We start from the raw sequence: 19,422 nt of genomic DNA, 5'->3' as shown, positions 1-19,422 counted from the left end.
CCGCCGATGACCGAGGGGTCGGCGCACGCGCCGGGACGCCCTCCCCGGCGAGGCGGGCGCGCTAGGCCGATGGCGGACTCCGAGATCACGCCGGCGACGGCATCCCACCTTCGCCTGCCACAGGCGCGGCTGCATCGCGGCCTCGGCGGCGGTGTCGATCTTCCGGTCGAGCCCAATGACGCGGGCGCGGCCGGCCTCAGGCTCGACCTGTCCGGCTTCGGCCTCGGCGGCGCCTGGGTCACGGTGTCGTGGCGCGACGTCGGCAGCGGTGGGGTCGCGCGGATCCTGGCGAGCGCCCTGTCGGACGCGGACGGCCGTGTCGCAGTCGCGAACCTCGCCGAGGAGCCGATCGGTGCCGACCGCTTCGCCTGGACCGGCCGGCTGCCCGAGCGCACCGGAGCCCTGCGCTTCACGGCCCTTTCGCGCGACGCCCAGTTCGCGCTGGACGCCATCACGATCCATCGCCGCGGCCGCCCTGGCCTCCTCCTGCGCGCGGCCCTGCGCCAGCCGGATCTCGCCGGAAAGGCCCTATTCTGGAGGCTGCTGCGCAAGCGGATGCGGGCGCGGGGGATGCTCGCCCGTGCGCTGGGCACCCGCAGCGAGACCTCGTACGCCGCCTGGATCAAGCGGTTCGACACGCGCGCCGAGGCCGATCGCAGCCGCATTCGCGCCGAGGTCGAGACCTGGGGGGCAGGGCCGCTGATCTCGGTGCTGATGCCGGTGCATGATCCGGCGCCGAAGGTGCTGGAGGCGGCGCTCCGCTCGATGCAGACGCAGCTCTATCCGCACTGGGAACTCTGCGCCGTCGACGACGCCTCGACGGACGCGGCGATCCCGCGGCTGCTGGCGCAGGCCGCCGAACGCGACCCGCGCATCACGTTTCTGCGGCGGGACGAGAACGGCCATATCGCGCGGGCGACCAACGATGCGCTGGCGCTCGCCCGCGGCAGCTATGCCGCCTTCCTCGATCACGACGACATGCTCGCCGAGACCGCGCTCTACGAAGTCGCCCGCGCGATCCGCTCCGAACCCGGCCTCGACCTGATCTACAGCGACGAGGACAAGATCGATGGGCGCGGGCGGCGCTTCGAGCCGCATTTCAAGTCGAGCTTCAACCGCGAGTTGCTCTACGGGCAGAACTACGTGAACCACCTCACGGTGGTTCGGACCGAGCGTCTCAGGGCGCTGGGAGGCCTGCGGCCGGGCTTCGAGGGCAGCCAGGACCACGACCTGCTCCTGCGGCTGACGGCCGGCCTGCCGTCGGAACGGGTGCACCACATCCCGAAGGTTCTGTACCACTGGCGGGCGGCCGGCGGGTCAGGCACCTTTTCGGACAGGGCGCTCGCCACCGCCGAGGCGGCGCGCCTCCAGGCGCTGGCCGAGATCGCAGCGCCGATGGGCGCGACCGCGACCCGAGGCCCGCGCGGCTTCAACCGTCTGGTGCGCCCCCTGCCCGTCTCGCCCCTCGTCTCCGTGATCATACCGACGCGGGACCGCGCCGAGCTCGTCGCCACCGTGCTCGACGGCCTGTTCGCAGGGACCGACTATCCCAGCCTCGAGGTGATCGTCGTTGACAACGACAGCCGCGAGCCGGAGACGGCCGCCCTGTTCGCGCGCCATGCGCAGGATGCCCGGTTCCGCGTGCTGCCGGTGCCGGGTGCCTTCAACTTTTCGGACCTGTGCAACCGCGGCGTCGCGGCGGCACGCGGCGCGGTGCTGCTCTTCCTCAACAACGACGTCGAGGTGATCGAGCCCGGCTGGCTGAAGGAGCTGGTCTCGATCGCGCTCGACGCCAGCATCGGCGCGGTCGGCGCCAAGCTGCTCTATCCGGACGGGACGCTGCAGCATGGTGGCATCGTCCTCGGCATCGGCGGCGTCGCCGGCCACAGCCATCTCGGGCTGCCGGCGGACGAATCCGGCTATTTCGAGCGCATGGTGCTGGCACAGGAGGTCTCGGCCGTGACCGGAGCCTGCCTCGCCATGCGCCGCTCGGTGTTTGCCGAAGTGGGCGGCTTCGACGCCGAGCACCTGAAGGTCGCCTTCAACGACGTCGACCTCTGCCTGCGGGTGCGCGCGGCCGGCTACCGTATCGTCTGGACGCCGCATGCGCGCTTGATCCACCACGAATCGAAGAGCCGCGGCCCCGAGGACAGCCCGGAGAAGCGCGCCCGCTTCGAATCCGAGTCGCGGGTGATGCGCGAGCGCTGGGAGCCGCAGTTGCGCGCCGATCCCTATTACAATCCGAACCTGTCCCGCGTCGCCGCGCATTTCCGTCTCTGATCCCCGGAGGCCGGCCGCTTTGCGCCCGGCGCTTTGCCAGACGGACGTTCTTCGCTAGAGGTTGCACCGCAACACGGAGCCGGCTCCCCGGCACCGGCGTCGAGGAGTCCGCCACTTGCGCATAGCGATGATCGGCTCGGGCTATGTCGGCCTGGTCTCCGGGGCGTGCTTCGCCGATTTCGGTCACGACGTGATCTGCGTCGATAAGGACCCGGCGAAGATCGAGGCACTGCAGGCGGGTCGCATCCCGATCTTCGAGCCGGGCCTCGACGCGCTCGTCGGCGACAACGTCCGGCAGGGGCGGCTGTCCTTCGCCACCGAACTGGCGCCGGCAGTGGCGGGCGCCGATGCGGTCTTCATCGCGGTCGGCACGCCCTCGCGTCGCGGCGACGGCTTCGCCGACCTGTCCTACGTCTACGCCGCGGCCCGCGAGATCGCCGGCGCGATCGCGGGCTACACCGTGGTCGTCACCAAATCGACCGTGCCCGTGGGCACCGGCGACGAGGTCGAGCGCATCGTCCGCGAGAGCGCGCCGGAGGCGGATTTCGCGGTGGTCTCGAATCCGGAATTCCTGCGCGAGGGCGCGGCGATCGACGACTTCAAGCGGCCCGACCGCATCGTCATCGGCACCGAGGACGCCCGCGCCGTGGCGGTGATGAACGAGGTCTACCGCCCGCTCTACCTCAACGCCGCGCCGATCCTGGTGACGGGCCGGCGGACCGCCGAGCTGACGAAATACGCGGCCAACGCCTTCCTCGCCACCAAGATCACCTTCATCAACGAGATCGCGGATCTCTGCGAGCAGGTCGGCGCCAACGTGCAGGAGGTCGCCCGCGGCATCGGCCTCGACAACCGCATCGGCAAGAAGTTCCTCCATGCCGGCCCCGGCTATGGCGGCTCCTGCTTCCCGAAGGACACCCTGGCGCTGGTCAAGACCGCGCAGGACCACGGCGCGCCGATGCGGATCGTCGAGACGGTGGTGGCGGTCAACGATCAGCGAAAGCGCGCCATGGCGCGCAAGGTGATCACGGCCTGCGGCGGCTCGGTGCGCGGCAAGACGATCGCGCTCCTCGGCCTGACCTTCAAGCCGAACACCGACGACATGCGCGACGCGCCCTCGCTCTCGATCGTGGCCGGCCTGCAGGATGCGGGTGCGCGGGTGCGGGCCTACGATCCCGAGGGCATGGATCAGGCCCGGCCGCTCCTGAACGACGTCGCCTATGCGCAGGATGCCTACGACTGTGCCGAGGGCGCCGATGCCCTGGTGATCGTCACCGAGTGGAATGCCTTCCGGGCGCTCGATTTCGCGCGGCTGCGCAAGGTCATGTCCGAGCCCGTGCTGGTCGACCTGCGCAACGTCTACAGTCGCAGCGTCGGCGAACGGCACGGCTTTCGCTACACGAGTATCGGCACGGCATGATCGATCCGAACCGACAGGCGATCGAAGAGATCCTATTGCCTTGCGGCGTCGCTTCGATCTCGCCCGATCGGTCGAAGGGAACTCTTTATCGATCGATCGCGCCTATAAAACTCTCCAAATGCCGCGACGATTTTCAGAATTCTGCGACGATACTGGCATTGTCCGGTCTTGAACTCGGCTCGATTGACGAGTCCGAAAAGTGTAACCTGATGAAAGCGGGACACACGGCGCGACAATCGCACCCGAAGCCCGCCCTCTGCCACAGCCTGCGTTGGCGACCACATCGATGCCATACTAAGGGGCGATGGACCTCAGACGGACAGGCTCCCCCCCATTCGCCTGGCGTACCCCCTTCACGAGCGTGTGCGAATCGAACGTGACCAAGCGTACTGACATCGCGATCATCGGTCGTGCCTGCCGCCTTCCCGGCGCGTCGAGCGTCGACGGCCTCTGGCAGCTCCTCAGCGAGGGCCGCTGCGCCGTCTCCACGATTCCGGCGGATCGCTGGCCTCTCGAGCGCTTCGGCCACCCGCGGGCGCAGGAGCGGGGCAAGAGCTACACCTGGGCCGCGGGGGTCGTCGACGACGTCTGGTCGTTCGACCCCGGCGTGTTCGGCGTCTCGCCGCGCGAGGCCGAGCAGATGGACCCGCAGCAGCGGATCCTGCTCGAACTCACCTGGGAAGCCTTGGAGGATGCGGGCCTGCGCCCCTCCAGCGTGGCCGGGAGCGGGATCGGCGTGTTCGTCGGCGCGTCGTCGCTCGATTATGGCAACCTGCGCATCCTCGACACCTCGTCGGGCGACGCCTACGCGGCGACCGGCAACGTCCTGTCGATCATCTCGAACCGCATTTCCTACATCTACGACCTCAAGGGACCGAGCTTCACCCTCGACACCGCCTGCTCCTCGTCCCTCGTCGCCCTCGATACCGCGATCGTCGCGCTGAACAGCGGGCAGGTCGACACGGCCATCGTCGCCGGCGTGAACGTGCTCGCGAGCCCGTTCAACTTCATCTCGTTCTCGAACGCGCAGATGCTCTCGCGCACCGGCCTCTGCCAAGCCTTCTCGGCCAATGCCGACGGCTATGTGCGGGCCGAGGGCGGCGTCGTGCTCGTGCTGCAGACCGCCAAGGCGGCGGCACGTGACGGCAGCCTCGTACGCGGCGTCATCGCCGCCAGCGGCGTGAACTCGGACGGGCGCACCTCCGGCATCTCGCTGCCTTCGAGCACGGCCCAGGGCGCGCTGCTGGAGCAGGTCTATCGCGAGGCCGGCATCGCGCTCGATTCCATCGCCTTCGTCGAGGCGCACGGCACCGGAACGCCGGTGGGCGATCCGATCGAGGCCAACGCCATCGGGTCGCGGCTCGGCAAGGGCCGCAAGAGCCCGCTGCCGATCGGCTCGATCAAGACCAATATCGGCCATACCGAGCCGGTCTCGGGCCTCGCCGGCGTACTCAAGGCGAGCCTCGCCCTCGAACACGACCTGCTGCCGCCCTCGCTGCATTCGGCCGAACTCAACCCCGAGATCCCGTTCGAGGCGTTGAACCTCTCGGTGAACCGGGCGCCGCTCACGCTGGTGCGCGGCAAGGCGGAGCGCTTCGCCGGCGTGAACTCCTTCGGATTCGGGGGCACCAACGCCCACGTCGTCCTGACCGACCCGGCACCCGTCGCTGCGCCGGCCGCCGGTACCCATGAGCCGGAGGTGCTGCTGCTCTCGGCTCAGAGCCGCGCGGCCCTCAACGAACTCGCCCTCGATTATGCCGACCGGCTGGAGGCCGCCGATCCGCTCGAGGCCGGCCGCATCGCCGCCGCCGCCGCCCATCGCCGCGAGCGCCTGCCCGCGCGCCTTGCCGTGCCGCTCGGCGCCAAGGCGGACGTCGTCCAGGCCCTGCGCGCCGTCGCCGAGGGCGAGGACACGGATGCGGCCCTCGTCGGCATGGCAGCCGAGCGTTCGGCCGAGACCGCCTTCGTCTATTCCGGCAACGGCAGCCAGTGGGGCGGCATGGGCCGCGAGGCCTACGAGGAGAACCCGGTCTTTGCCGAGACCTTCGACCGGGTCGACGCCCTGTTCACGCCGCTCGCCGGCTGGTCGCTGAAGGAGGCGATGTTCGCCGACGACATCGAAGAGCGGCTCGGGCTCACGCGGATCTCGCAGCCCCTGATCTTCGCGATCCAGGCGGCGTCCACGGCGGCGCTCCGTGCCCAGGGCCTGACGCCCTCCTACGTGCTCGGCCACAGCGTCGGCGAGATCGGCGCCGCCCATGCCGCAGGAATCCTGAGCCTCGAGCAGGCGGTGAAGGTGATCTTCCACCGCAGCCACCATCAGGAATCGACCCGCGGCCTCGGATCGATGGCCGTGCTGCTCGGCCCCGTCGAGGAGATGGAGGCCTTCCTCGACGACTACCCGGCCCTCGACATCGCCGCCTACAACAGCCCGAAGGCGATCACCGTTGCCGGCCCGGTCGAGACGATCGAGGCGGCGATGAAGGCGCTCGCGCGCAAGCGCCGGCGCGGACGCAAGCTCGATCTCGACTACCCCTTCCACGGCCGGCTCATGGATCCGACCGAGAAGCCGCTGCTGCGCGACCTCGCCGGCCTCAAGGCCTCGGCCGGCCACACGGCCATGATCTCCACCGTCACCGGCAAGGTCGAGCCGGGCTCGGCCTACGGCGCCGGATATTGGTGGCGCAACATCCGCGAGCCGGTGCAGTTCTGCGCAGGCCTGCAGGAGGCGGCGCGCCAGGGCGCCCGCGTCTTCATCGAGGTCGGACCGCGCGCGACGCTGCTCTCCCATGCCGGCGACGCCATCGAGCCCCTCGGCATCGAGATCGCCACCGTCGGCGTGATGCACCGCAAGCCCGCGGGCGGCGATCCGATCGCCAAGGCGCTGGCCGCCGCGCTCGTTGCCGGCGCCAAGGTCGACGAGGCCCGTGTGTTCGGCGCCAACCCGGCCGGCGCCGTGTCGCTGCCGTCCTATCCCTGGCAGCGCCGCAGTTTCCGTCTGCCCGAGACGATCGAGGGCTTCGGCCCGATGACGGCGCACCATTACCATCCGCTCGTCGGCGTCCGCCTCGCGGCGGACGGCCTCGAATGGCGCGCCTCGCTCGATGCCAAGATCGTGCCCGAACTCGACGACCACCGCATCGAGGATCAGGTGATCCTGCCGGGTGCGGCCTTCGTCGAGATGGCGCTGCAGATCGCCCGCGAGACGCACCGCTCCGAGAGCGTCGTGCTCGCCGATCTCGAGATCCTGTCGCCGATGGTGTTCGCCGACGACGCCCTGCGCGAAGTCTCGGTCCGAATCGCCGGCAGCGGCAACATCGTCCAGATCCTCAGCCGCCAGCGCCTGACGCAGGCGCCGTGGCAGCTTCACGCCTCGGCCAAGATCGTCGACGGGACCTATTCCCCGGCAGGACGGCTCGACATCGAGATGCCGGCCGGCCACGCCGTCGCCGGCGAGGACCTCTACCGCCGGGCAGCGGCCTCGGGCCTCGGCTTCGGCCCGAGCTTCCGTCAGGTCGCGCTCTCGGCCCGCATCGACGAGACCACGATCGTTTCCGAGCTGAAGCCGGCCGAAGCGGATCTGCGCTACGGCCTCTCGCCCGCGCGCCTCGATTCCTGCTTTCACGGCCTGATCCTGCTATTCGCCGAACTGCTCGGCGCGGATTCGACCAAGGCCTACGTGCCGGTGCGGTTCGGCGAGATCCGCCTGAACCGTCCGGGCGCGGTGATCCACCGCGCGATGATCCACGTACGCCGCTGCAACGAGCGCTCGATCCTCGCCGACTTCACCCTCGTCGACGCCGATGGCGAGATCGTCGCGACGCTCCGCGAGGGCCGCTTCCAGGCCTTGCGCGTCAAGGGCGGCAGCGAGCTCGCGGCCTACGCCATCGCGCAGACCACCGAACTCGCCACCGAGCCGACTGCGATTCCGCTGGAGCGCCAACCGAAGATCGCCGAGATCGTGCGACCCGGCGCCGCCAAGGCGGTGCTGTCCGACGAGGCGCCGCTCGGACCGGGCCATCTGCTCCTCGAAGGCTGGGCCACCGCAGTCGCCTACCGCCTCGCGGACGGGCTCTCGCGCGCCGGCAAGGTCGAGCTGGGAAAGCTGCCCGAAGGCCTGCGCCCCTGGGCGCTGAACGCCCTCTACGCCCTGGAGAGCAGCGGGCTCGCCACGCATGACGGCCGCGTCTGGAAGGTGCGGGGCGACGTGACGCTGCCGCGCCCCGAAGAGATCATGCGCTGGATCGCGGCGGACCATCCCGAACTCTCCGCCGAACTCGTGCTGATCGCCGACGTGACGGCGCTGGTCGCGCGCCTGCTCGATGGCACGCTGACGAGCGCGCCGAGCCTGCCCCAAGCGGCGCTCGACGCCTTCGTGATGCGCAGCGCCACGGCCCGCGCCTCGGCCGACGTCGTCGCCCGGATCGCCTCGGCCACCCGCAAGGCCCTGCCCCAGGACCGGGCCTTGCGGATCCTGCAGGTCGGCTTCGGCCCGCTGTCGAGCAAGGCTGCCGCCTTCGCCGACGCGATCCAGGCGCAGATCACGATCTTCGACGCCGACCGGAGGCTCGCCGAGCGGGCCCGGCTCGCCCTGCCGCGCCGCGTCGCGGTGGTGGAGGCGGTGGAAGACCTCATCCCGGCCTCGTTCGACATGATCCTGGCGAGCGACGCCCTGCACCGCGCCGAGACGACCCTGCTCGATGCCCTCGCGACCGCCCTCGCCACCGGCGGCGTGCTCGTCGCCGTCGAGCCCACCGACGCCCTGTTCCGCGACATGGTCTTCGGGCTCGATGCCGGATGGTTCGCCGGCACCGCCGAGATGCCGCACAGCCGGCTGGAGGACGTCGCCGGCTGGCAGCGCGTGCTCAGCGCTGCCGGGCTCGTGCGCGTCACGGCAGACCGTGCCGCCTCCGCCAACGGCAACGATCTGCTGCTCGTCGCCGAGGCGCCCGTGCGCCCGGTACCGGCTCACGGGCAGAGCTTCGCCTTCGTCATCGGCTCCGAGGACGCCTTCGCCGCCGAGACGGCCTCGTCGCTCGCGACGCTGCTCGTGGCCGCCGGCGTCCACGTCTCGATCATCCTCGATTCCGAGCAGTCGCTGCTGGAGCTGGAACGCGAGAGCCCGGACACCGTGGTGTTCCTGGCCGGCGCCTTCACCCATGGCGGGGAGGCGGCCGAGCGTCTGCGCGACCGCTGCCTCAGCCTGAAGCGCTGCGCCGAGCATCTCGGCAGCCGCCAGACCCGCCTCTGGGTCGTCGCACCCGGCGCCACCCGCGACCGCGGCGGCCATATCGGCGCGATCGAGGCCGGCCTCTGGGCCTTCAGCCGGTCGCTGGCCAACGAGACCGCGACCCTCGACGTGCGCCGCGTCGACCTCTCTCCCGCCATGTCCTCGAAGCGCTCGGCCGAGCGCCTGCGCGACCTGATCCTCTCCGGCACATCGGAGACCGAGATCGTCCTCGACGACGACAGCACCCGCGTCGTCCGCTTCCATCCGGGCCTCGCCGCCCGCCGCATCGGCACCGACGCCGAGGCGGCCTCGGCCGCGCGGCTGGAGCGCAGCAATGCCGGCGGCCTCAACGAGATGGCTTGGGGACCGGCCGAGCGGGTCAAGGCCGGCCCTGGCGAGATCGAGATCGCGGTCGAAGCCACCGGCCTGAATTTCCGCGACGTGCTCTGGGCGTTGTCGATGCTCCCGGAGGATATCCTCGAGGACGGCTTCGCCGGTCCCCGGCTCGGCCTCGAAGTCGCCGGCCGCGTCGTCTCGCGGGGGGCGGGTGTCACCGATTTCAACGTCGGCGATCCCGTCGTCGCCTTCGCCCAATCGGGCTTTGCCACCCATGTCGTGGTGCCGGAGGCCGTGGCCGCCCCGATGCCCTCGGGCATGGATCCGTCCGCGGCCGCGACCGTGCCGGTCGCCTTCCTCACCGCCTATTACAGCCTCGTCAGCTGCGCCCGGCTGCGCAAGGGCGAGTGGGTGCTCGTACATGGCGGCGCCGGCGGTGTCGGGCTCGCCGCGCTGCAGGTCGCCAAGTGGAAGGGCGCCCGCGTGATCGCCACCGCCGGATCGCGCGAAAAGCGGGCGCTGGTGGAGGCGCTCGGCGCCGAGCACGTTCTCGATTCCCGCTCCCTCGCCTTCGTCGACGACGTCCGCCGCATCACGGGCGACGGCGTCGACGTGGTGCTCAACTCGCTGTTCGGCGAGATGATGGAGCGCTCCCTCAACGTGCTGAAGCCGTTCGGCCGCTTCGTCGAGCTGGGCAAGCGCGACTACGTCGCCAACACCCATATCGGCCTGCGCCCGTTCCGGCGGAACCTGTCGTATTTCGGCGTCGATCTCGATCAGGTGCTCCAGCACCAGGGCGAGGACGGCGCGCGGATGTTCCGCGAGGTGATCGCGCTGTTCTCCGACGGCGGCCTGAAGCCCCTGCCCTACCAGCCGTTCACCGCCGACGAGGTCTCCGACGCCTTCCGGCTGATGCAGCAATCCGGGCATGTCGGTAAGATCGTCATCACGCCGCCGAAGGCCGGCAGCGTGGCGCGCGAGCGCAAGGCGCCCTTCGCCGTCTCGACGAACGGCGTCCACCTCATCACCGGCGGCCTCGGCGGCTTCGGCATCGAGGCGGCCCGCTGGCTGGCCGACCGGGGCGCCAAGCGCCTGCTCCTCGTCGGACGCTCGGCCACGCCGAGCGACGAGGGTCTGGCGGCGATCGCCGAACTGGAAGCCAAGGGCGTCACCGTCGAGGTGAAGTCCTGCGACATCACCAGCCGCAAGGCCGTGGATGCGCTGATCGCCGGCATCGAGAAGACCGGCAAGAAGCTCGCCGGCGTCATCCACGGCGCCATGGTGTTGCAGGACGGCTTGATCGCGAACCTCGAGGTCGAAGCGCTGGAGGCGGTGATCCGGCCCAAGGTGATCGGCGCGCAGGCGCTCGATGCGGCCACCCGCCACCGCCAGCTCGACTATTTCGTGCTGTTCTCCTCGGCCACCACGTTCATCGGCAATCCCGGGCAGGGCGCCTACGTCGCCGCCAACGGCTTCATGGAAGGTCTCGCCCGCCAGCGCCGTCGCCTCGGCCTGCCCGGGCTCGCGGTCGCCTGGGGCGCCATCGGCGATGTCGGGGTGCTCGCCCGCAACCGCGCCGTGATGGAGACGCTAGCCGGCCGCGTCGGCGTCACGCCGATGGATGCCCGACACAGTCTCGACCTGATGGCCGAGGCGCTGGCCGCCCAAGGTCCGGCACCGGACGAGGCGGTCGTGGCGATCGCCTCGATGCATTGGGGCAAGGCGCGCGAGCGCCTCGCCACCCTGCGCTCGCCGAGCTACGGCGACCTCGGTTCCGACCAGCAGGCCGAGCCCGGCACGGTCGCCGCCATCAACATCGCGGCGCTCCTCAAGGGCAACGACATCGATGCGGTCCGCAAAACCGTCGCCGACGCCATCGTCGAGGACATCGCCCGCATCCTGCGGCTGCCCAAGGACGACATCAGCCGCACCCGGCAGCTCTCGGAGATCGGCCTCGATTCGCTCATGGGTGTCGAGCTCGGCGCGAGCCTGCAGGAGCGCTTCGCCCTCGATGCGCCGCCGGCCGGCATCTCGTCGGGCCTGACGGTGAACGAGCTCTCCGACACGCTGATCCAGGCCGTGGCGACGCCCGTCGACGAAGCGGCCGGGATGGCGATGGGGCTCGCACAGAAGCATCTCGGCGACGTCGATGCCGGGTCGCTCGCGCCCTTCCAGGACCTGGTCGAGCAGAATACGGCCGACCTCAAAGAGATCCTTTCATGACACAATCGACACGGCCCGACGCGGGCCGCGCGGCGCTGGCGAGCTTCGTCACGAACCGCCTCGGGCGCGCCTCGACGCGCCCGGCGCCGTCGCAGGGGGAGGCTAAGAGCGATGTGCCGAGTTCGGCCCAGGATTTCGAGAAGCTGGCAGGCTATCGCGAGCTGAAGCTGCAGCGCTCGGCGGCCGACCTGATCGGCGTGGCCAATCCCTTCTTCCGGGTGCACGAAATCCGGGCCGGCGCGACGACGCGCATGGAAGGCAAGACCTGCACGAATTTCTCGTCCTACGACTACCTCGGCCTCAACGGGCATCCCGCCGTCAGCGGCGCGGCGCGCAAGGCGATCGACGCCTTCGGCACTTCGGCTTCGGCCAGCCGGATCGTGGCGGGCGAGCGGCCCGGTCATCTCAAGCTGGAGAAGGCGCTCGCCGCCCATTACGGCACCGAGGCCTGCGTGGTGATGGTGAGCGGCCACGCCACCAACGTCACCGCCATCGGCGCGATCCTCGAATCGGCCGACGTGATCTTTCACGACGCGCTGATCCACAACAGCGTGGTCACCGGGGCGCAGCTTTCCGGCGCCCAGCGCCGCTCCTTCGCGCACAACGACGTCGCCTCCCTGGAGAAGCTGCTCGAGGCGACCCGGCACGAGCATCGCCGCGCGCTGATCGTGATCGAGGGCCTCTACAGCATGGACGGCGACGCGCCGGACCTCGCCGCCTTCGTCGAGCTGAAGCGCCGCTACGATTGCTGGTTGATGGTGGACGATGCCCACGGGCTCGGCGTGCTCGGCCGCACCGGGGCCGGCCTGCACGAGCATTGCGGCGTCGCCCCCTCCGACGTCGACATCTGGATGGGAACGCTCTCGAAGACGCTCTCGGCCTGCGGCGGCTACATCTGCGGTCCGTCGGTGCTGGTGGAGTATCTCAAGTGCACCGCCGGCGGCTTCGTCTACAGCGTCGGCCTCTCTCCGCCCCTGGCCTCGGCGGCCGATGCGGCCCTGACCGTGATGCTCGCCGAACCCGAGCGCGTCGAACGCCTGCGCCGCAACGGCAACCTGTTCCTCGCGATCGCGAAGAAGAACGGGCTCAACGTCGGCACCAGCCTCGGCCTCGCGGTGATCCCGGTGATCGTCGGCGATTCCCTGAAGGCGGTGACGCTGTCGAACCGGCTCTATGCCCGCGGCATCAACGTCCAGCCGATCATCCATCCGGCCGTACCCGAGCGCGCCTCGCGGCTTCGCTTCTTCATCACCTCGGAGCACACGACCGACCAGATCAAGGAGACGGTCGCCGCGATCACCGAGGAACTGGCGGCGCTGGAGACCGGCAGCACGCTGATCGAGCAGTTGATGGCGCGCCGCGGAAGCTGACCGGCTTCCGCATAGCCCAAACGAAAACGGCCCCGATCTCGCGATCGGGGCCGTTTTCGTGTGCAGGGGTCCCGCTCACATCCCGTAGGCGACCTGTCGGCTGTTGCCGAGCTTGAGGTTGCGGAAACGCGCCATCGCCCAGAGTGGGAAGAACTTCGGGTAGCCGTGGTAGCGCAGGTAGAACACCCGCGGAAACCCGGTGGCGGTGTAGCGCTCCTCCGACCAGAAGCCGTCCGCCCCCTGCGTGCGCGTCAGGTAGTTCACGCCGCGGGCGACGGCCGGATCGTCGACCTCGCCGGCCGCCATCAGGGCGAGCAGTGCCCAGGCCGTCTGCGAAGCCGTCGAGTAGCCTGCCTCGAATTCCGGGTCGACCTTGTAGGACGAGGCGTCCTCGCCCCAGCCGCCATCCGGGTTCTGGATGCGGATCAGCCACTCGACCGACTTGCGGATCTGCGGATGACTGCCCGCGACGCCGGCGGCGTTGAGCGCGCACAGCACCGACCAGGTGCCGTAGATGAAGTTCATGCCCCAGCGGCCGTACCAGCTCCCGTCCGTCTCCTGGTCGTTGAGCAGATAGGTGACGCCGCGGTCGAGGGCACGGCTGGATTGGCGGGTCTCGCCGAGCTGCGACAGCATCGAGACGACGCGGGCGGTCACGTCCGCGGTCGGCGGATCGAGCAGCGCACCGTGGTCCGAGAACGGGATGTGGTTGAGGTAATGGTGGTTGTTGTCGGCGTCGAACGCCGCCCAGCCGCCATCGGCGCTCTGCAGGCCCTCGACCCATTCGCGCGCGCGGGCGATCGGTGTCGCGTAGTCCGGCATGTCGGAGACGAGGCCGTGCTGGCGCATGGCGCGGTCCATCGCCATCACCACGACGGCGGTGTCGTCGAGATCGGGATAATGCGGGTTGGCATACTGGAAGGCCCAACCGCCGGGACGCACGTCGGGCTTGGTCGCCGCCCAGTCGCCCTTGATGTCGAGCACCTGCAGCGGGGTCAGCCAGTCGAGGCCGTCGCGCGCCGCGCCTTCGGCCTGACCGCCGCCCGCCTCGAGCAGGGCATGCGCCGATAGCGCCGTGTCCCAGACCGGCGACAGGCAGGGCTGCACGTAGGCCTCGTGCTCCTTCTCGGCGACGAGCTTCTCGATCGCCTCGCAGGCGATCCGCACCTGCGGGTGGTCGGTGGCGTAGCCGAGCACGTCGTACATCAGCACGGAGTTGACCATGGCCGGGAAGATCGCGCCGAGGCCGTCCTCACCGTTGAGCCGCTCGCTGACCCAGGCCACGGCCTTATCGATGGCGCGCTTGCGCGGGGTCTTGGGAAAGTAGCGTTCCGTCTTCTGCAGCACCCGGTCGATGCCGCCGAAGATCGGGGTCCAGGGCCAGGTGGCGTGCGGGCTGCCGGGCCAGGAGCGCACCGAATCCGGTGGCGTCGTGAACAACTCCTGGATACGGATGCCGCGCGGGTTGCGGGCCACGGGCTTCTTCGCTTGCAGCACGAAGAGCGGCACCATGGTGCAGCGCGCCCAGTAGGAGACCTTGTCGAGGTGGAACGGGAACCACGTCGGCAGGTGCATCACCTCGACGGGCATGGCCGGCACGGCGCGCCACGGCACCTCGCCGTAGAGCGCGAGAAGGAAGCGCGTGAAGACGTTGGCGTTGCGTGCGCCGCCGCGGCTCAGGATCGCCGCACGCGCCTTGCGCATGTGGGCCGACTCGATGTCGTCGCCGATCATCTTGAGCGCGAAATACGCCTTGACGGTGCAGCTCATGTCGAAGGCGCCGTCATGGACGAGCGACCAGCCGTGATGCTTCCCGCTCTGCGTCCGGCGCAGGTAATTGCCGATCTTCTGTTCCAGGCCCGGCCGCGGGTTCGTTGCCCGGAACTGGTGGAACAGGATGTATTCGGAGGGGATGGTCGCATCCGCTTCGAGTTCGAAGCAGATATGGCCGTCGGGCTGGACCAGATCCGACAGGGCGCGGGTGGCGGCGTGAATGCCGCGCTCGACCGAATCGAGCGAGATGTCGCGCGTCTTCGCGCGCTGCAGCGACTCGACCTTGGAGTCGGGCTTGGGAGCAGCAGCCTCTCGCATCTTGTCCGCCTCGAAGATCCTCGTTCCTGCCGTCATGCGTCAAGCCGCTCCGCGTGCCTGTGTCCGCACGCACGCGTCGGAACGGGCAGTTTTGCCCGAACCGAAGAGCGCGAACGCGGCGTTCGTTCCCGACCGGATGGCGCCCTCGATGGTGGAGGGCAGTCCGGTCGCCGTCCAGTCGCCAGCGAGGACGAGATTGTCGTAAGCGGTTGGCGCCGATGGTCGACGCGCGGCTTCCGCGGGCGTCGCTGCGAACGTCGCCCGCTTCTCCTTCACGATCTGCCAGCTAGGCAATTCCCGTGCAAGTCCGTGGAGATCCGCGATCTCCCGCCAGATCTGCCGGGCGAGTTCGTCACGCGGCACGTCGAGCAGGCGATCCGCCCCGCTGATCGTCACCGAGAAGCGGTCAGGATAGGCGAACAGCCATTCGGTCAGGCCACCGACGACGCCGAGGAGCAGCGGCGTGCCGGGCGGCGGCACGCCGACGAAATGCGCGTTGACGATCGAGCGGAATTCCCGCGGCGCAGGCAGACCCGGCATCAGGTCGGAGGCGACCCAGGGTGGGACGGCGAGGACGACGCCGTCGCCGGGCCCGATTACGGTCGGCGCGTCGGTGAAGTCGAGGCGGGTGATGGTCTCGCCCCGGGTCTCGATCGCGCGCAGGCGCCGACCGAATCGGATCTCCGCGCCGCGCCGCATGAGAAACGCGATCGCCGGGTCGACGAAGGCCGTCGAGAGCCCCTCCACCGCTATCAACGGCCGGCAGGCGTTGCCTCCGGCGCCGAGCGTCTCGCGCAGGATCGTCGCGGCAAGGCCGACATCGCTCTCGCGTGGGTCGGTGTTGAGGGCAGCGAGCAGCACCGGCTGCCAGAGACGGTCGTAGAGCGCCCCCTCGCAGGCGATGGTGTCGCCGATGGTCCCGGCCTTGCCCGGCTTCTTTCCGGAGGCGGCTAGCATCAGGGTCAGGGGCGCGAGATAATCGCGGGCCCGGCTTCCCGGCACACGGCGCGAGGCGGCCAGCACCCACCAGGGCAGTCGACCGGCATTCGGCCGCAGCGTCCAGCGCTCGCCCGTGCCGAGATCCGCGAAGTCGAACGCGGCCTCGGCCGGCCCCTGCAGCGCGTCGGCGGGCGCGCCGACGGTCTTGAGGAAATCGAGGGCCGAGCGGTTGCCCGACAAGAGCAGGTGGTTGCCGTTGTCGATGGTCAGGCCCAGCGTCGGGTCGAAATACGAGCGGCAGCGCCCACCGGCCTGCTTCGCCGCCTCGTGCAGCACGACACGGTGGCCGGACTCCGCCAGGGAGACCGCGGCCGAGAGCCCGGCGAGCCCGGCGCCGACGACGTGGACGACGCCCGCCATCACACGATCCCGTGCCGCAGGGCGACGGCGACGAGTGCGAGCTTGCCCGGCTTGACCCGCGCCCGCGGGGCCTGCCAGCCGCGCTTCACCACCGCGTCGAGGTAGAGCGAGTAGGCGCCGGCCATCAGGCGCGCGGCCTTGGTGGCGCTGCGCGGATTGCGGCCGATGATCTCCCAGGTCGCGCGGTAATGCGCCTGTGCTTCGGCCGCGACGCCGGCGCAGACCTCGGCGAGACGCGGATGCGCCAGCGCGCTCTGCGGCGTCGGATGAGCGAGGCCGACCGCCTGGAATTTCTCCATCGGCAGGTAGAGGCGGCCGCGTTCGGCATCCTCATCAATGTCGCGCAGGATGTTGGTGAGTTGCAGCGCCCGGCCCTGGTGCCAGGCGAGCTTGATGCCGTCCTCTTCCGGCATGCCGAAGATGCGCACCGAGAGACGGCCGACGGCGCTGGCGACGCGGTCGCAATACAGGTCGAGCTTGTCTTCGCTCGGCGCGACGATGTCCTCGACGGCGTCCATCGCCATGCCGTCGATGACGTCCTGGAAGTCCTGGCGCTTGAGGCCGAACTGCTTCACCGGCCCAGCCAGCGGCTGAACCCGCGGCGGCGGGTTTCCAGCATAGAGCGCATCGATGTCGGCGCGCCAGCGGTCGAGCTCGGCCGCGCGGATCTCACGCGCGCCGCCGTCGTCGGCGACGTCGTCGACCGAGCGGCAAAAGGCGTAGACGGCGTACATCGCCTCGCGGCGCTCGGGCGGCAGAAGCCGCATCGCCGTGTAGAACGACGAGCCGACGGCCGGCAGCGCGGGGGCCTCCGGGGCGGGAATGGCGGTGGCGCTCATCGGCCGGCCTCGGCTGTGACCTGGCGAATGGTGCGGCCCCGGAACGGCCGACGCGCCAGCGTTTTCGCAATGCCGCCGAGGGCCGTCAGCGCGAAGCCGACCTTGCCGTGATGCACCTTCTCGCTGAGGGGATCGCGGGTCAGCAGGCCCTTGGTCAGCACGACGGCGAGGCGGTGGATGGCGGCGATCTCCAGGCTGAGGCGCAGGTCGTTGATCAGGTCGGGCAGGACGGCGCCCTCTTCGAGCAGCACCAGGGTGCAGCGGGCCAGTTCGCGGATCACGCCGAGCAGTTCCGGCGAGGCCTTGTCCGCGCCGAGCATGGCGACGTCTGCGCCGTACTTCGCCAGTGTGTCGGCCGGGATGTAGACGCGGTCGAGGTTGCGAAAGTCCTTCCCGCAATCCTGAAGATGGTTGAGGATCTGGAGGGCGGCGCAGATGGCGTCGGAGGCGGCCCAGACCCGGGCCGGATCCTCGCCGTGCAGGTCGAGCACGTAGCGGCCCACCGGCATCGCCGAGTAGCGGCAATAGTGGATCAGCTCGTCCCAGTCGGCATAGCGGTTCTTGCGCGCGTCCATGCGGAAAGCATCGAGCAGTTCGAGCGCGTGGGTCGGCGGCTCGGAATGCTCGGCGAGCTCGCGCTTCAGCGGCGCGGCCTCCGGATCGGGCGGCCCCTTGCCGGTGAGCGCGTCGGCGAGGCCGTCGAGCATCGCGATCTTGCGCTCAGGCGAGAGGTTGGCGTGGTCGGCGATGTCGTCGCCGGCCCGCACGAAGTCGTAGAACGCCAGGATCGCCCCGCGGTAGCGCGGGTGGATCAGGTGCGAGGCGACGGGAAAGTTCTCGTCCTTGTGGCCCTTGCCCGAGCGCGTCTCGGTGGCCGTCTGCACGCCGGCACTCATTTCAGAGCCCCCGATTGCCGAAACCAGGCGATGGCGTCGGCCAGTCCCTCGCGATACGGCCGCGACGTGTAGCCGAGTTCGGCTCGCGCCTTGGCGTCGGAGAAGAACATCCGGTACTTCGACATGCGCACGCCGTCGATGGTGGCGAGCGGCGCCTTGCCCGTCACCCGCGCGATCTGCTCGGAGAGGAAGGCGATCGGGTAGATCACGGCATAGGGCAACTTCGTGGTCGGCGCCTTGCGCCCGACCATCTTTGCGATGTCGGCCAGCATCTGCGCCAGCATCACGTCCTGGCCACCCAGGATGTAGCGCTCGCCGATGCGGCCCTTGCGCAGCGCCAGCAGGTGTCCGGCGGCGATGTCGTCGACATGGGCGAGGTTGAGCCCGGTATCGACGAAGGCCGGGATTTTTCCTTGGGCCGCCTCCAAGATGATGCGGCCCGTCGGCGTCGGCTTGACGTCGCGGGGGCCGATCGGCGTCGACGGATTCACGATCACCGCAGGCAGATTGTCGCGAGCGATCATCTCCTCGACGACGCGCTCGGCGACGACCTTGCTGCGCTTGTAGGCGCCGATGGCGGTCTCCGGGGTCAGCGGCCGGGTCTCGTCCGCGGGCGTGCCGTCGTCGTGCGGTTTGATGGTGGCGACGCTCGACGTGTAGACGATCCGCTCGACGCCGGCCCTCGAGGCCTCCTCCATCAGGATGCGCGTGCCGTCGCGGTTGGTGCGGACGATCTCTTCCATGTCCGGCGCCCACAGCCGGTAATCGGCCGCGGCGTGGATCAGGTAGCGTTGGCCGCGCATCGCCGCGGTGACGGCGGCGCGGTCGCGCATGTCCGCCTCGACGATCTCGACGTCGGTCCAGGTCAGGTTGGTGCGGGGCGAGGAGGACCGCACGCTGATGCGCACGCGAAAGCCGGCCGCGCGAAACACATCGACGAGGGCGGCGCCGAGAAAGCCGCTCGCGCCGGTGATGAGCACGGGCCCCGGTTCGAATGGGCCGCTGGACGTCGGCTCTGTCATGTCTCTCGCGTCGAGAATGAGGAAAACGCCCGGGCCGAACCGGCCCGAGCGTTCACGAAGCGCCGGGCGCTTGTCTCACCGATACTGCAGCGCAGCAAGCTCAGGCGAGGCGCAGGCGGCTGGCCTTGGTGTCCTGCTGCGGCAACGCGGCCTTGACGGTCCTGACGATGGCATCTGCGTCGAGGCCGGCCTCGACGTACATCTTCTCGGGCTTGTCGTGGTCCTGGAAGCTGTCGGGCAGCGTCATGGTGCGGACCCGGACCTTGCCCGCATCGAGCGCGCCGCGGCCTGCGAGCAGGTGCAGCACCATCGCCCCGAAGCCGCCGACCGAGCCCTCCTCCATCGTCACCAGAAGC

The 19,422-nt window shown here is 70.0% G+C and carries 10 protein-coding genes; 4 read left to right on the top strand and 6 right to left on the bottom strand.

The genetic code is table 11. The features are described from left to right. The first annotated feature begins 69 nt into the window (after window positions 1-69). From MHA02_RS15295 to MHA02_RS15280, 4 genes are all read left to right on the top strand, one after another. Entirely contained in the window at window positions 70-2,280 is a 2,211-nt protein-coding gene (locus tag MHA02_RS15295) for a glycosyltransferase family 2 protein (protein ID WP_147080156.1), read from the top strand. A 115-nt stretch (window positions 2,281-2,395) separates the two neighbouring features. Then, complete coding sequence (locus tag MHA02_RS15290; protein WP_147080154.1) at window positions 2,396-3,700, top strand: UDP-glucose dehydrogenase family protein; 1,305 nt, start codon at window positions 2,396-2,398, stop codon at window positions 3,698-3,700. A 376-nt stretch (window positions 3,701-4,076) separates the two neighbouring features. Beyond that, the gene (locus MHA02_RS15285; protein WP_147080152.1) at window positions 4,077-11,489 is read left to right on the top strand and encodes a type I polyketide synthase; all 7,413 of its coding nucleotides are present in this window, start codon (window positions 4,077-4,079) and stop codon (window positions 11,487-11,489) included. Further along, window positions 11,486-12,859 (top strand): aminotransferase class I/II-fold pyridoxal phosphate-dependent enzyme, encoded by a 1,374-nt coding sequence (locus tag MHA02_RS15280; RefSeq protein ID WP_147080150.1) that lies wholly within the window; start codon window positions 11,486-11,488, stop codon window positions 12,857-12,859. The genes MHA02_RS15285 and MHA02_RS15280 overlap by 4 nt, the downstream gene beginning before the upstream one ends. Window positions 12,860-12,934: 75 nt before the next feature. Here the strand turns inward: MHA02_RS15280 and shc are convergent, their stop codons facing one another. The 6 genes from shc to MHA02_RS15250 all read right to left on the bottom strand — a co-directional run. Continuing rightward, window positions 12,935-14,950, bottom strand: a complete 2,016-nt coding sequence (shc, locus tag MHA02_RS15275; RefSeq protein ID WP_147080190.1) for a squalene--hopene cyclase — start codon at window positions 14,948-14,950, stop codon at window positions 12,935-12,937. A gap of 39 nt (window positions 14,951-14,989) precedes the next feature. Beyond that, window positions 14,990-16,309, bottom strand: a complete 1,320-nt coding sequence (gene hpnE / locus MHA02_RS15270) for a hydroxysqualene dehydroxylase HpnE (protein ID WP_147080148.1) — start codon at window positions 16,307-16,309, stop codon at window positions 14,990-14,992. Then, window positions 16,309-17,148 carry a presqualene diphosphate synthase HpnD gene (gene hpnD, locus MHA02_RS15265; protein WP_147080146.1) on the bottom strand — a complete coding sequence of 280 codons (840 nt, stop codon included), beginning with the start codon at window positions 17,146-17,148 and terminating at the stop codon, window positions 16,309-16,311. Before hpnD ends, hpnE begins: the two co-directional genes overlap by 1 nt. Continuing rightward, window positions 17,145-18,044 carry a squalene synthase HpnC gene (gene hpnC / locus MHA02_RS15260; protein ID WP_147080143.1) on the bottom strand — a complete coding sequence of 300 codons (900 nt, stop codon included), beginning with the start codon at window positions 18,042-18,044 and terminating at the stop codon, window positions 17,145-17,147. The genes hpnD and hpnC overlap by 4 nt, the downstream gene beginning before the upstream one ends. Then, window positions 18,041-19,066 carry a hopanoid-associated sugar epimerase gene (gene hpnA, locus MHA02_RS15255; protein ID WP_147080141.1) on the bottom strand — a complete coding sequence of 342 codons (1,026 nt, stop codon included), beginning with the start codon at window positions 19,064-19,066 and terminating at the stop codon, window positions 18,041-18,043. The genes hpnC and hpnA overlap by 4 nt, the downstream gene beginning before the upstream one ends. Before the next feature lie 100 nt (window positions 19,067-19,166). Next, window positions 19,167-19,422 (bottom strand): transketolase C-terminal domain-containing protein (locus MHA02_RS15250; protein WP_280177994.1); only part of this gene is annotated, 256 nt, incomplete at its 5' end.

The organism is Methylobacterium haplocladii (genome assembly GCF_007992175.1).
Classification (GTDB): domain Bacteria; phylum Pseudomonadota; class Alphaproteobacteria; order Rhizobiales; family Beijerinckiaceae; genus Methylobacterium; species Methylobacterium haplocladii.
The sequence above is the reverse complement of the archived record's forward strand: the minus strand, read 5'-3'. Positions and strand labels throughout refer to the sequence as shown.